Source organism: Salmonella sp. 2020_1395 (assembly GCF_043848115.1).
GTDB lineage: Bacteria > Pseudomonadota > Gammaproteobacteria > Enterobacterales > Enterobacteriaceae > Salmonella > Salmonella enterica.
This window is the reverse complement of the sequence record NZ_JBCMFH010000004.1, coordinates 88,410-101,103: the sequence shown is the minus strand read 5'-3', so window position 1 is coordinate 101,103 and position 12,694 is coordinate 88,410. Positions and strand designations below refer to the sequence as shown.

Genomic DNA, 12,694 nt, shown 5'->3' with positions numbered 1-12,694 from the left:
AGGCGACACCTGAAGGAAGCTCTATGAGCGAAAAGTTACAAAAAGTGCTGGCGCGCGCTGGCCACGGCTCTCGCCGTGAAATCGAATCCATTATTGAAGCGGGACGTGTCAGCGTTGACGGTAAAATCGCCACGCTTGGCGATCGTGTTGAAGTCACTCCCGGTTTGAAAATCCGTATCGACGGTCACCTGATTTCGGTGAAAGAGTCGGCGGAACAAATTTGCCGCGTTCTGGCCTATTACAAACCAGAAGGTGAACTGTGTACCCGCAATGACCCTGAAGGGCGACCAACCGTTTTTGATCGCTTACCGAAACTGCGCGGCGCGCGGTGGATTGCGGTAGGACGTCTGGATGTCAACACCTGCGGGCTATTGTTATTTACCACCGACGGTGAACTGGCGAACCGCCTGATGCACCCTAGTCGTGAAGTTGAACGTGAATATGCCGTGCGCGTGTTCGGTCAGGTGGATGAATCGAAACTGCGTGATTTAAGCCGTGGCGTACAGTTGGAAGATGGTCCGGCGGCATTTAAGACCATTAAATTCAGCGGCGGCGAAGGCATTAACCAGTGGTATAACGTGACGCTGACGGAAGGGCGCAACCGCGAAGTTCGCCGACTGTGGGAAGCGGTAGGCGTTCAGGTCAGCCGTCTGATCCGCGTTCGTTACGGCGATATCCCGCTGCCGAAAGGCCTGCCGCGCGGCGGCTGGACTGAGCTCGACCTCGCGCAAACGAACTATCTGCGTGGTCTGGTAGAGCTCCCGCCGGAAACCTCGTCGAAGGTTGCCGTCGAAAAAGACCGTCGTCGTATGAAAGCGAACCAGATCCGTCGGGCGGTAAAACGCCACAGCCAGATAGCTGGCGGACGCCGCTCCGGTGGGCGTAATAACAACGGGTAATCTCTACCGCGGTCTATAGGCTAAGAATCATCAGACAAGAGGGTTTGTGCCGGATGGCGGCGCAAACGCCTTAATCCGGCCTACGGTTAATAATCAATTCCCATCTGGGCTTTTACGCCCGCGTCAAAAGCATGTTTAACCGGACGCAGTTCGCTGACGGTATCCGCAAGATCAAGAATATCCCGGTGACAGCCGCGACCTGTAATAATCACCGTCTGGTGACCAGGGCGCGCGTTTAGCGCGCTTATGACCTCTTCCAGCGGCAAATAGTCATACGCCACCATATAGGTCAGCTCATCCAGGACCACCATATCAAGCAGCGGATCGGCCAGCATCCGTTTCCCATGCTGCCAAACGGCCATACATGCTGCGGTGTCTGCCTCGCGATTTTGCGTCTCCCAGGTAAATCCCGTTGCCATCACCTGAAATTCGACGCCATGCGGTTCCAGCAGATTACGCTCGCCGTTGGGCCAGGTGCCCTTAATAAATTGCACCACGCCTACGTTTTTACCGTGTCCTACGGCGCGGGCGGCAGTCCCGAAAGCCGCCGTGGTTTTGCCCTTACCATTGCCAGTAAAAACGATAATAATACCGCGCTCTTCCTGTGCCTGGGCGACGCGGGCGTCAACCCGATCTTTTACCTTTTGCTGGCGCTGCTGATAACGTTCATCACTCATTGGGCGATTCCTGGTTTACGGCCCGGTTGGGCGTCAAAGGTCATACCGGTTTTACGGCGACTGTCGTCGCCCATAAGCCACAGGTAAAGCGGCATAATATCGGCAGGCGTTTTTAATTTCTGTGGATCTTCCGTCGGAAAGGCGCTGGCGCGCATACTGGTGCGCGTGCCGCCCGGGTTAATGCAGTTAACACGCAGAGAACGGTTCTGGTATTCGTCCGCCAGCACCTGCATCATTCCTTCAGTAGCAAACTTCGAGGTGGCATAGGCGCCCCAGTTAGCGCGCCCCTGACGGCCAACGCTTGATGACGTAAAGACCAGCGAGCCGGCATCGGACTTCAGCAATAACGGTAACAGCGCCTGGGTGAGCATAAAGGTGGCATTAACGTTTACCTGCATGACATCCTGCCAGATCTGCGGATCTTGTTCGCTCATTGGGCCGATTTCCCCCAGTAACCCGGCATTGTGCAGGACGCCATCCAGGCGGGGATAGTGCGCGGCGATGCGGTCGGCCACTTGCCGGCACTCTTCAGCGGTGCAGGTCAGCAGATCGAGCGTAAACCACTGTGGTTGAACATGTTGCTCGTCAGCAATGTGCTGCGCGACCCGACGCAGTTTCTCTTCGTTGCGTCCCAGCAGAATCACCGTTGCGCCGTAACGCGCATACGTGAGCGCGGCTTCCCGCCCAATGCCATCGCTGGCGCCAGTGACCAGAATAATGCGGTTTTGCAATAGATCTTGTTTCGGTTGGTAATGCATGGCTACTCCTCAACGGTGTGGTGCACCGTCCTGCCAGGTTGTCTTATCTTCGCGTTAACTTTTCGGGTTTATGCCTGAAAGCGCCTTTTTTTTCAATCAGACAGGGGCGATAACGCCGTAAAATGAACGTCTTGTCATACTTTTTCTTCCTCAACAGGCATACGGATGAAGAGAGACTGACTTCGATGCCTGTTGTACACTGAGCGCAAGTCGCGTTATTTAATCAAGGTGGGAGTCGTGGAATTGTTGTCTGAATATGGCTTATTTTTGGCAAAAATCGTCACCGTTGTGGTGGCCATTGCCGTCATTGTGCTGCTGATCGTGAATGCTACGCAACGCAAACGTCAGCGCGGCGAGCTGCGCGTGACCAATTTGAGCGAGCAGTATCAGGAGATGAAGGATGACCTTGCTGCGGCGTTGATGGATGGCCATCAGCAAAAACTGTGGCATAAAGCGCAGAAAAAAAAGCATAAGCAGGAGGCGAAAGCCGCCAAAGCGAAAGCGAAGCTGGGGGACATTGCGACATCGGACAAACCGCGCGTATGGGTGATAGATTTCAAAGGCAGTATGGATGCTCACGAAGTTAATGCGTTACGCGAAGAGGTCACGGCGGTGCTGGCAGTGGCGAAACCCGGCGATCGGGCGGTTGTGCGTCTGGAAAGCCCAGGTGGCGTTGTGCATGGCTATGGCCTGGCGGCATCGCAATTGCAGCGCCTGCGCGATAAAAATATTCCGCTGACCGTGACGGTGGATAAAGTCGCGGCAAGCGGAGGCTACATGATGGCCTGCGTGGCGGAAAAAATTATCGCGGCGCCGTTCGCTATTGTGGGGTCAATTGGTGTTGTCGCGCAAATCCCGAACTTTAACCGCTTTCTCAAAAGTAAAGACATTGATATTGAACTGCATACCGCAGGGCAGTACAAACGTACCCTGACATTGTTAGGCGAGAATACGGAAGAAGGGCGGCAGAAGTTTCGTGAAGATCTCAACGAAACGCACCATCTGTTCAAAGAGTTTGTGCAGCGGATGCGTCCGGCTCTGGACATTGAACAGGTGGCCACGGGCGAACACTGGTACGGTCAGCAGGCGCTGGAGAAAGGACTGGTTGATGAGATTAACACCAGCGATGAGGTTATCCTCGGCCTGATGGAAGGGCGCGAGGTGCTGAATGTGCGCTATATGCAGCGTAAAAAACTGATCGATCGTGTTACCGGCAGCGCGGCGGAAAGCGCGGATCGGCTGCTGCTGCGCTGGTGGCAGCGTGGACAAAAGCCGTTGATGTAAACCGCTATTGCCGGATGGCATTCAGCGCCATCCGGCATGGATTAATCAACCAGGTGATACTTCTCAGACAGCACATGCGCCAGGTGTTTAAACATGTTAAACACCGCGGTGCTTTTAGGGGTCGGTAACCCTTGCTCGTCTAAAAAGTAATCGCCGCTGAAAACCAGCACGCCATTTCTCTGCGTTACGCCGGTGGCGACAATACCTGCCATCGTGTCTTCATGTTCCCGAATAATTTTGTTGGCTTCAAGCAACAGTGTTTCGCGATCGATAGGTTGCGTCTCTTTATGCATTTTTTACTCCTTAAACAAGGAGATTAGTCTACGCTGAGCACTTCTGATGGGCAAATATTCTCACAGGAAATTGATGGATTTGTCATGTTGCGTTCACTGGCAAGATTTGTTTTTGCATGCTAATAAAGTTGCGTATCGAATTTTATCAGGTACAGTGTGACGCTTTCGTCAATCTGGCAACAGAATTGCTTGACATTCGACCAAAATTCCGTCGTGCTATAGCGCGTGTATGCAAAAAAGCCTGTTAACTCAGTCACCTGAGGGTTACATTTCGTACACAAAGCCAGTACAAGGGGTTGATATCCGCAGACGCAGAGACCATATATCGTTGTCTCGTCGCCAGTGGAAGGTGAATCAACGTGCGACGCATTCCTGGAAGAATCAACTTAGGTAAAGGTGAATATGGGTAAAGCTCTTGTCATCGTTGAGTCCCCGGCAAAAGCCAAAACGATCAACAAGTATCTGGGTAATGACTACGTGGTGAAATCCAGCGTGGGTCATATCCGTGATTTGCCGACCAGTGGCTCAGCAGCTAAAAAGAGCGCCGACTCTACCTCCACCAAAACGGCTAAAAAGCCCAAAAAGGATGAACGTGGCGCTCTCGTCAACCGTATGGGGGTTGACCCGTGGCACAACTGGGATGCGCACTATGAAGTGCTGCCCGGTAAAGAGAAGGTCGTCTCTGAACTGAAACAGTTGGCGGAAAAAGCCGACCACATCTATCTCGCAACCGACCTTGACCGCGAAGGGGAAGCCATTGCATGGCACCTGCGGGAAGTGATCGGCGGCGATGACGCGCGCTACAGTCGCGTAGTCTTTAACGAAATAACCAAAAATGCCATTCGCCAGGCGTTTGAACAGCCGGGCGAGCTGAATATTAACAGGGTCAACGCCCAGCAAGCGCGCCGCTTTATGGACCGCGTGGTAGGCTATATGGTCTCGCCGCTGCTGTGGAAAAAGATCGCCCGTGGTTTGTCGGCAGGTCGCGTTCAGTCTGTCGCGGTCCGTCTGGTCGTTGAACGCGAGCGCGAGATTAAAGCGTTTGTTCCGGAAGAGTTCTGGGAAATTGACGCCAATACGACGACGCCGTCTGGCGAGGCGCTACCGCTACAGGTCACGCATCAGAACGACAAGCCATTCCGGCCGGTAAATCGCGAGCAGACGCTTGCCGCCGTCAGCTTGCTGGAAAAAGCGCGCTATAGCGTACTGGAGCGTGAAGACAAACCGACCAGCAGCAAACCTGGCGCGCCGTTTATCACCTCCACGCTACAACAGGCGGCCAGCACCCGGCTGGGCTTTGGCGTGAAGAAAACCATGATGATGGCGCAGCGTCTGTATGAGGCGGGTTATATCACCTATATGCGTACCGACTCCACCAACCTGAGTCAGGATGCGGTCAACATGGTGCGCGGTTATATTGGCGATAATTTCGGCAAGAAATACCTGCCGGATAACCCGAACCAGTACGCCAGCAAAGAAAACTCTCAGGAAGCGCATGAAGCGATCCGTCCTTCCGACGTTGCTGTCATGGCGGAGTCGCTGAAAGACATGGAGGCTGACGCGCAGAAGTTGTATCAACTAATTTGGCGTCAGTTTGTCGCCTGTCAGATGACGCCAGCACAATATGACTCCACTACGCTTACCGTTGGCGCAGGCGAATTCCGTCTGAAAGCGCGTGGGCGTATTTTGCGCTTTGACGGCTGGACAAAAGTGATGCCGGCGCTGCGTAAAGGCGATGAAGATCGCACATTGCCTGCCGTGAATAAGGGCGATGCGCTGACGCTACTTGAATTGACGCCTGCTCAGCACTTTACTAAACCGCCAGCCCGTTTTAGCGAGGCTTCTCTGGTTAAAGAGCTTGAGAAGCGCGGTATTGGTCGTCCGTCTACCTATGCGTCGATTATCTCGACCATTCAGGATCGCGGCTATGTTCGCGTTGAAAACCGTCGCTTCTATGCGGAAAAAATGGGTGAAATCGTCACCGATCGGCTGGAAGAAAACTTCCGCGAATTGATGAACTACGATTTTACCGCGCAGATGGAAGATAGTCTGGATCAGGTTGCGAATCACCAGGCCGAGTGGAAAGCGGTACTGGATAACTTCTTCAGCGATTTTACTCAGCAGCTCGATAAAGCCGAGAAAGATCCGGAAGAAGGGGGGATGCGTCCTAACCAGATGGTGCTGACCAGCATCGACTGTCCAACCTGTGGCCGTAAAATGGGAATTCGTACTGCCAGTACGGGAGTTTTCCTTGGGTGTTCAGGTTATGCGCTTTCGCCGAAAGAGCGTTGTAAAACGACCATTAACCTGGTGCCGGAAAATGAAGTTCTGAACGTGCTGGAAGGCGACGACGCCGAAACCAACGCCCTGCGCGCCAAGCGTCGCTGTCAGAAGTGCGGTACGGCGATGGACAGCTATCTGATCGATCCGAAGCGTAAATTGCATGTGTGTGGTAATAACCCGACCTGTGACGGCTACGAGATTGAAGAAGGCGAGTTCCGCATCAAAGGGTATGACGGCCCGATCGTTGAGTGTGAGAAATGTGGTTCCGAAATGCACCTTAAAATGGGGCGTTTTGGTAAGTACATGGCCTGTACTAACGACGAATGTAAAAATACCCGTAAGATCTTGCGTAACGGCGAAGTTGCGCCGCCGAAGGAAGATCCTGTTCCATTACCGGAACTGCCGTGTGAAAAATCGGACGCGTACTTTGTGCTGCGCGATGGCGCCGCAGGGATATTCCTGGCGGCCAATACGTTCCCGAAATCACGTGAAACGCGCGCGCCATTAGTCGAGGAGCTTTACCGGTTCCGCGATCGCCTGCCGGAAAAACTGCGTTATCTGGCGGATGCGCCGCAGCAGGATCCAGAAGGCAATAAAACCGTTGTTCGCTTTAGCCGCAAAACAAAACAGCAGTACGTTGCGGCGGAAAAAGACGGGAAGGCGACGGGATGGTCAGCGTTCTTCGTCGACGGTAAGTGGGTTGAAGGCAAGAAATAACCCCGGCCTGTCGCCACTGTAGTCAAGCGGGCCGCGTAAGCGGCCCTTTTTTATATCCCCTTCATATTTCAAGTGGCTTATGTGTTGGCTACGGATTACTCGGCCCATCTATGGGCCTCGCCCTGACGGGCCGTCGCACGCGACGTTCAAATCTGCTCCCGGCAGATTTGTCGCTCACCCCAGTCACCTGGTTATCTATGCTCCTGGGAACTCACTCGCTTGTTGCCTTTAATCACTCGAATTATTTTGGGTATAGCGGGCTTATTATTTTATCGCGCTGGCTATACAGTTCAGATATAAATGATATAGTGGTTATAGTTAACACCTTTTTTATTATTAAATCGTATTAGCAGCCCAATGATGTCTGCAGATAAACGATGGCCTGATGGCGCTAATCTGGATGATGTATTATGAAATTGCAGCAGCTTCGTTACATTGTTGAAGTGGTTAATCATAACCTTAACGTCTCCTCTACCGCTGAGGGGTTGTATACTTCCCAGCCGGGGATCAGCAAGCAGGTTAGGATGCTGGAAGATGAGCTTGGCATCCAGATTTTCGCCCGCAGCGGTAAGCATCTGACTCAGGTGACACCCGCAGGCCAGGAGATTATTCGTATTGCGCGTGAGGTGCTTTCCAAAGTCGATGCCATTAAGTCGGTCGCCGGCGAGCATACCTGGCCGGATAAAGGCTCGCTCTATATTGCCACTACCCATACTCAGGCGCGTTACGCATTGCCAGGCGTGATTAAAGGCTTCATCGAGCGTTACCCGCGCGTTTCGCTGCATATGCACCAGGGGTCGCCAACGCAGATTGCGGAAGCGGTATCGAAAGGGAACGCCGATTTCGCGATTGCCACGGAAGCGCTGCATTTATATGACGATCTGGTGATGTTGCCATGCTACCACTGGAACCGTTCGATAGTGGTGACGCCGGATCATCCATTGGCGGCAACGTCTTCCGTAACGATTGAAGCGCTGGCGCAGTATCCGCTGGTGACGTATACCTTCGGCTTTACCGGGCGTTCCGAACTGGATACCGCTTTTAATCGCGCAGGATTAACGCCGCGGATCGTCTTTACCGCAACCGATGCGGATGTGATTAAAACCTATGTCAGGTTGGGGCTGGGCGTTGGCGTCATTGCCAGCATGGCGGTCGATCCGCTTGCCGATCCTGATTTAGTGCGGATTGACGCGCACGATATTTTTAGCCACAGCACCACAAAAATTGGTTTTCGCCGTAGTACTTTTTTACGCAGCTATATGTATGATTTTATCCAGCGTTTTGCGCCGCATCTGACGCGTGACGTGGTGGATACGGCGGTGGCGTTGCGTTCTAATGAAGAAATTGAAGCGATGTTTCAGGATATCAAGCTGCCTGAAAAGTAATATCACCGTCGGTTTGTGTCGTAGTGGCATGGCAGACAAAGCCGCCTTTTGCAATATCCCTCGAAGTATTACGGGTAATGATCAGCAAAATAGTGTTGAATTACCCGTCCCGCCAGTTTCTTTTTCCAAATAGTTATCTTGAGTCAAAAGATTGATTTATTCACTGGCAACGATTCGTAAATTGACTGGATTTTTGACTAAAGTTTATTTAGGATTTGTCTCATCTGATGATTAATTGTACCGATTGTTTGGTGCTGAAATGATAAGTGATACCGATAGCATGAGGTTAGTAATGCCTTCTGAAAACCAGGAACCGCGCCGCGACCCTGAGCTCAAACGTAAAGCATGGTTGGCGGTTTTTGTGGGTTCTGCGTTGTTCTGGGTAGTGGTAGCGCTTGTTATTTGGCATTGGTGGGGCTAAGTGAGCATTACGTCGGAACGCGAGCGCGTGGTCGCGCCCCCGATTCAATCTTGTGACGATGATAACACCCCGGATACGACCGTTTTCCGGTCTGTTCCGCAACACTGGACGCTCACACCGCAGCAGCGGGCATTTATTGATGCTTTTGCTGATGAGGTGTCACAAAAATAATATCCGTCTTTTTATTGGCGTTACTGTTTTATTAACGCTGTCTTATTACACCGCAGCAACCGTGTGCTGAGCGCCTCTCAGTATTGATTAAACACAGTTGGTGTCGCCTATGTTAACGTCAAATATAAAGTATTGGTCATGGACTGGCGCGTTTATATTATCGCTACTGTTCTGGGCCGAGTTAATCTGGATTGCCGTCTAATCTCGTCAAAGCCCGGTAATGCGTTATTTATCGGGCTTTTTCATCTTCGCTCCTCGCCTGTTAGGTTTCTCCTCTTTTAGCAATTTGGGTTGTTATCAAAACGTTACATTTTGTTTGTGTTATCTTTAATACAACCCTGTGGAGAATCAGGGTAACGCAACCCTGTCATTTAAGGAGGAGCTATGTCGTCAACCCTACGAGAAGCCAGTAAGGATACATTGCAGGCCAAAGATAAAACGTATCATTACTACAGTCTGCCGCTGGCTGCCAAATCCCTGGGCGATATCGCCCGTTTGCCCAAATCACTTAAAGTGTTACTGGAAAACCTGTTGCGCTGGCAGGACGGCGAGTCTGTGACTGATGAAGATATTCAGGCGCTGGCCGGTTGGCTTAAAAATGCCCATGCCGATCGTGAAATTGCCTGGCGGCCCGCCCGTGTCCTGATGCAGGACTTTACCGGCGTGCCTGCTGTTGTCGACCTGGCGGCGATGCGTGAAGCCGTTAAACGCCTCGGCGGCGATACGTCGAAAGTGAACCCGTTATCGCCGGTTGATCTGGTTATTGACCACTCTGTGACGGTCGATCATTTCGGCGATGACGATGCGTTTGAAGAAAACGTGCGGCTGGAAATGGAACGTAACCATGAGCGTTATATGTTCCTGAAATGGGGAAAGCAGGCATTCAGTCGTTTCAGCGTGGTGCCGCCCGGAACCGGCATTTGCCATCAGGTTAACCTGGAATACCTGGGTAAAGCCGTCTGGAGCGAATTACAGGACGGGGAGTGGATTGCTTACCCGGACTCGCTGGTGGGGACTGACTCCCATACGACCATGATTAATGGTCTGGGCGTATTGGGGTGGGGTGTGGGTGGTATCGAAGCGGAAGCGGCGATGCTTGGTCAGCCCGTGTCGATGCTTATTCCGGATGTCGTCGGCTTTAAGTTAACCGGTAAACTTCGGGAGGGGATCACCGCCACTGACCTGGTGCTAACCGTCACGCAAATGCTGCGTAAGCATGGCGTCGTGGGTAAATTTGTTGAATTTTATGGTGATGGTCTGGATTCGCTGCCGTTGGCGGATCGCGCGACCATCGCTAATATGTCGCCGGAATATGGCGCCACCTGTGGTTTTTTCCCCATTGACGCCATCACCCTGGAATATATGCGATTAAGCGGGCGTAGCGACGATCTGGTCGAGCTGGTTGAAGCCTACGCGAAGGCGCAGGGAATGTGGCGCAATCCCGGAGACGAACCGGTATTTACCAGTACTCTGGAACTGGATATGGGCGATGTCGAGGCCAGTCTGGCCGGGCCGAAACGCCCGCAGGATCGCGTGGCGTTAGGCGATGTGCCGAAAGCCTTTGCCGCCAGCGCCGAGCTGGAGCTGAATACCGCGCAAAAAGATCGCCAACCGATTGACTATACGATGAACGGACAGCCATATCAGCTTCCGGATGGCGCTGTCGTCATTGCCGCCATCACCTCCTGCACGAATACCTCGAATCCCAGCGTGCTGATGGCGGCGGGATTACTGGCGAAAAAAGCAGTAACGCTGGGGTTGAAGCGTCAACCGTGGGTCAAGGCTTCTCTGGCGCCGGGGTCAAAAGTGGTATCTGACTATCTGGCGCAGGCCAAACTTACGCCTTATCTGGATGAGCTCGGTTTTAACCTGGTCGGTTATGGCTGTACGACCTGTATCGGGAACTCTGGTCCGTTGCCTGAGCCTATTGAGACCGCGATTAAAAAAGGCGATCTGACGGTAGGGGCCGTACTTTCCGGTAACCGAAATTTTGAAGGGCGTATCCATCCGTTGGTGAAAACGAACTGGCTGGCGTCGCCGCCGCTGGTGGTCGCGTATGCGCTGGCCGGAAACATGAATATTAACCTCGCGACAGACCCGCTGGGGTACGATCGTAAAGGCGATCCGGTATACCTGAAGGATATCTGGCCTTCGGCGCAGGAAATTGCCCGCGCCGTTGAACTGGTATCATCGGATATGTTCCGTAAAGAGTATGCGGAAGTGTTTGAGGGCACGGAAGAATGGAAATCGATTCAGGTTGAATCGTCCGATACCTACGGCTGGCAGTCGGATTCAACCTATATTCGCCTGTCGCCTTTCTTTGATGAAATGCAGGCCGAGCCTGCGCCAGTCAAAGATATCCACGGCGCGCGTATCCTGGCGATGCTGGGGGATTCGGTAACGACCGACCATATTTCTCCGGCCGGCAGTATCAAGCCGGACAGTCCCGCCGGACGCTATCTGCAAAACCACGGCGTTGAGCGGAAGGATTTTAACTCCTATGGATCACGGCGCGGCAACCATGAAGTGATGATGCGCGGTACGTTCGCCAATATTCGTATTCGCAACGAAATGCTGCCCGGCGTCGAAGGTGGCATGACGCGGCATTTACCGGGTACGGAAGCGATGTCGATTTATGATGCTGCTATGCTCTACCAGCAGGAAAAAACGCCTCTGGCGGTGATTGCCGGGAAAGAGTATGGGTCGGGATCGAGCCGTGACTGGGCGGCAAAAGGTCCGCGACTGTTAGGTATTCGCGTGGTGATCGCCGAGTCGTTCGAACGTATCCACCGCTCAAACCTGATTGGGATGGGGATCCTGCCGCTGGAGTTTCCACAGGGCGTAACGCGTAAAACCCTGGGACTGACCGGGGAAGAGGTGATTGATATCGCGGATCTGCAAAACCTGCGCCCTGGCGCGACCATTCCGGTGACGTTAACGAGATCGGACGGCAGTAAAGAAACGGTGCCTTGCCGCTGTCGCATTGATACCGCCACCGAGCTGACTTACTACCAGAATGACGGCATATTGCACTATGTCATTAGAAATATGCTGAACTAAAGCCGTTTATCGGGCCTGCCGTAAACAGGCAGGCCCGCGCTTTAATACCGGTGGCTTACTTGCTTAGTAGGTGGCCCATTTTGGCCGCTTTAGTATCGAGATAATGCTCATTATTTGGATTACGACCCACAATGAGCGGAACGCGTTCGACGATATTAATTCCCGCCTCGGTCAGTATTTCGACTTTCTTCGGATTATTGGTCAGCAGGCGAACTTCATCCACGCCCAGTAATTTGAACATATCCGCGCACAGGGTGAAATCACGCTCATCGGCGGCAAAGCCGAGCTGATGATTGGCCTCCACCGTGTCATAGCCTTGATCCTGTAACGCATAAGCGCGAATTTTATTAAGCAGGCCGATATTGCGGCCTTCCTGACGGTGGTAAATCAGAATACCGCGTCCTTCTTCCGCAATATGCGTCAGCGCGGCTTCCAGTTGAAAACCACAATCACAGCGCAGACTAAAAAGCGCGTCCCCGGTAAGACATTCGGAATGAACGCGAGCCAAGACCGGCGTTTTACCTGAAATATCGCCAAAAACCAGCGCGGCATGGTCGTGTCCGGTTGCCAGTTCTTCAAATCCCACCATCAGAAAGTCACCCAATGGGGTTGGCAGTTTGGCTTCTGCCACACGTTTAAGCTGCATGTATTTCTCCAGATTATGCTGACGCCTGCGGTGTCGTCGCCTGTTGGCTTGTATCCCGCTATTTTGCCATAAGGCGGCGGTCATCACCTAATCCCTACCA

The 12,694-nt window shown here is 52.8% G+C and carries 12 protein-coding genes; 8 read left to right on the top strand and 4 right to left on the bottom strand.

Features of this window, described 5'->3' with window-relative positions; all coding sequences use genetic code 11:
- Positions 1-23 precede the first annotated feature (23 nt).
- Positions 24-899 (top strand): 23S rRNA pseudouridine(2605) synthase RluB, encoded by an 876-nt coding sequence (rluB, locus tag ACH0WD_RS07780; protein ID WP_001291233.1) that lies wholly within the window; start codon positions 24-26, stop codon positions 897-899.
- Positions 900-985: 86 nt separating this feature from the next.
- Here rluB and cobO read toward each other — a convergent pair whose 3' ends face one another.
- On the bottom strand, positions 986-1,576 hold the full coding sequence (gene cobO / locus ACH0WD_RS07775) for a cob(I)yrinic acid a,c-diamide adenosyltransferase (RefSeq protein WP_001278856.1): 591 nt from the start codon (positions 1,574-1,576) through the stop codon (positions 986-988).
- Positions 1,573-2,334, bottom strand: coding sequence for a YciK family oxidoreductase (locus ACH0WD_RS07770; RefSeq protein ID WP_000559310.1), 762 nt, complete (start codon positions 2,332-2,334; stop codon positions 1,573-1,575). Before ACH0WD_RS07770 ends, cobO begins: the two co-directional genes overlap by 4 nt.
- A 237-nt stretch (positions 2,335-2,571) precedes the next feature.
- Here ACH0WD_RS07770 and sohB point away from each other — a divergent pair, with 237 nt between their 5' ends.
- Complete coding sequence (sohB, locus tag ACH0WD_RS07765; protein WP_000422082.1) at positions 2,572-3,618, top strand: protease SohB; 1,047 nt, start codon at positions 2,572-2,574, stop codon at positions 3,616-3,618.
- Between the two features lie 41 nt (positions 3,619-3,659).
- On the opposite strand, the gene ACH0WD_RS07760 is transcribed toward sohB, so the two are convergent.
- The gene (locus ACH0WD_RS07760) at positions 3,660-3,911 is read right to left on the bottom strand and encodes a YciN family protein (RefSeq protein ID WP_000548616.1); all 252 of its coding nucleotides are present in this window, start codon (positions 3,909-3,911) and stop codon (positions 3,660-3,662) included.
- Positions 3,912-4,313: 402 nt separating this feature from the next.
- Here ACH0WD_RS07760 and topA point away from each other — a divergent pair, with 402 nt between their 5' ends.
- The 6 genes from topA to acnA all read left to right on the top strand — a co-directional run bounded on the left by topA (position 4,314) and on the right by acnA (position 11,948).
- Positions 4,314-6,911 (top strand): type I DNA topoisomerase, encoded by a 2,598-nt coding sequence (gene topA, locus ACH0WD_RS07755; RefSeq protein ID WP_000513593.1) that lies wholly within the window; start codon positions 4,314-4,316, stop codon positions 6,909-6,911.
- A gap of 410 nt (positions 6,912-7,321) precedes the next feature.
- Complete coding sequence (cysB, locus tag ACH0WD_RS07750) at positions 7,322-8,296, top strand: HTH-type transcriptional regulator CysB (protein ID WP_000776233.1); 975 nt, start codon at positions 7,322-7,324, stop codon at positions 8,294-8,296.
- Positions 8,297-8,576: 280 nt separating this feature from the next.
- Positions 8,577-8,717, top strand: coding sequence for a YmiA family putative membrane protein (locus ACH0WD_RS07745; protein WP_213083417.1), 141 nt, complete (start codon positions 8,577-8,579; stop codon positions 8,715-8,717).
- On the top strand, positions 8,718-8,888 hold the full coding sequence (locus ACH0WD_RS07740) for a hypothetical protein (protein ID WP_000029025.1): 171 nt from the start codon (positions 8,718-8,720) through the stop codon (positions 8,886-8,888).
- Positions 8,889-8,997: 109 nt separating this feature from the next.
- Positions 8,998-9,090: a small membrane protein YmiC gene (ymiC, locus tag ACH0WD_RS07735; RefSeq protein WP_223148964.1), complete on the top strand. Its 93-nt coding sequence runs from the start codon at positions 8,998-9,000 to the stop codon at positions 9,088-9,090.
- Between the two features lie 182 nt (positions 9,091-9,272).
- Entirely contained in the window at positions 9,273-11,948 is a 2,676-nt protein-coding gene (gene acnA, locus ACH0WD_RS07730) for an aconitate hydratase AcnA (protein ID WP_395201886.1), read from the top strand.
- Positions 11,949-12,003: 55 nt separating this feature from the next.
- Here acnA and ribA read toward each other — a convergent pair whose 3' ends face one another.
- Positions 12,004-12,594 (bottom strand): GTP cyclohydrolase II, encoded by a 591-nt coding sequence (gene ribA, locus ACH0WD_RS07725; RefSeq protein WP_001176284.1) that lies wholly within the window; start codon positions 12,592-12,594, stop codon positions 12,004-12,006.
- Positions 12,595-12,694: the final 100 nt, after the last annotated feature.

What these genes read in the sequence shown, in the direction of transcription:
- rluB (WP_001291233.1), top strand. Translation starts at nt 24, where the DNA reads ATGAGCGAAAAGTTACAAAAAGTGCTGGCGCGCGCTGGCCACGGCTCT.
- cobO (WP_001278856.1), bottom strand. Translation starts at nt 1,576, where the DNA reads ATGAGTGATGAACGTTATCAGCAGCGCCAGCAAAAGGTAAAAGATCGG.
- ACH0WD_RS07770 (WP_000559310.1), bottom strand. Translation starts at nt 2,334, where the DNA reads ATGCATTACCAACCGAAACAAGATCTATTGCAAAACCGCATTATTCTG.
- ACH0WD_RS07760 (WP_000548616.1), bottom strand. Translation starts at nt 3,911, where the DNA reads ATGCATAAAGAGACGCAACCTATCGATCGCGAAACACTGTTGCTTGAA.
- topA (WP_000513593.1), top strand. Translation starts at nt 4,314, where the DNA reads ATGGGTAAAGCTCTTGTCATCGTTGAGTCCCCGGCAAAAGCCAAAACG.
- cysB (WP_000776233.1), top strand. Translation starts at nt 7,322, where the DNA reads ATGAAATTGCAGCAGCTTCGTTACATTGTTGAAGTGGTTAATCATAAC.
- ACH0WD_RS07745 (WP_213083417.1), top strand. Translation starts at nt 8,577, where the DNA reads ATGAGGTTAGTAATGCCTTCTGAAAACCAGGAACCGCGCCGCGACCCT.
- ymiC (WP_223148964.1), top strand. Translation starts at nt 8,998, where the DNA reads ATGTTAACGTCAAATATAAAGTATTGGTCATGGACTGGCGCGTTTATA.
- acnA (WP_395201886.1), top strand. Translation starts at nt 9,273, where the DNA reads ATGTCGTCAACCCTACGAGAAGCCAGTAAGGATACATTGCAGGCCAAA.
- ribA (WP_001176284.1), bottom strand. Translation starts at nt 12,594, where the DNA reads ATGCAGCTTAAACGTGTGGCAGAAGCCAAACTGCCAACCCCATTGGGT.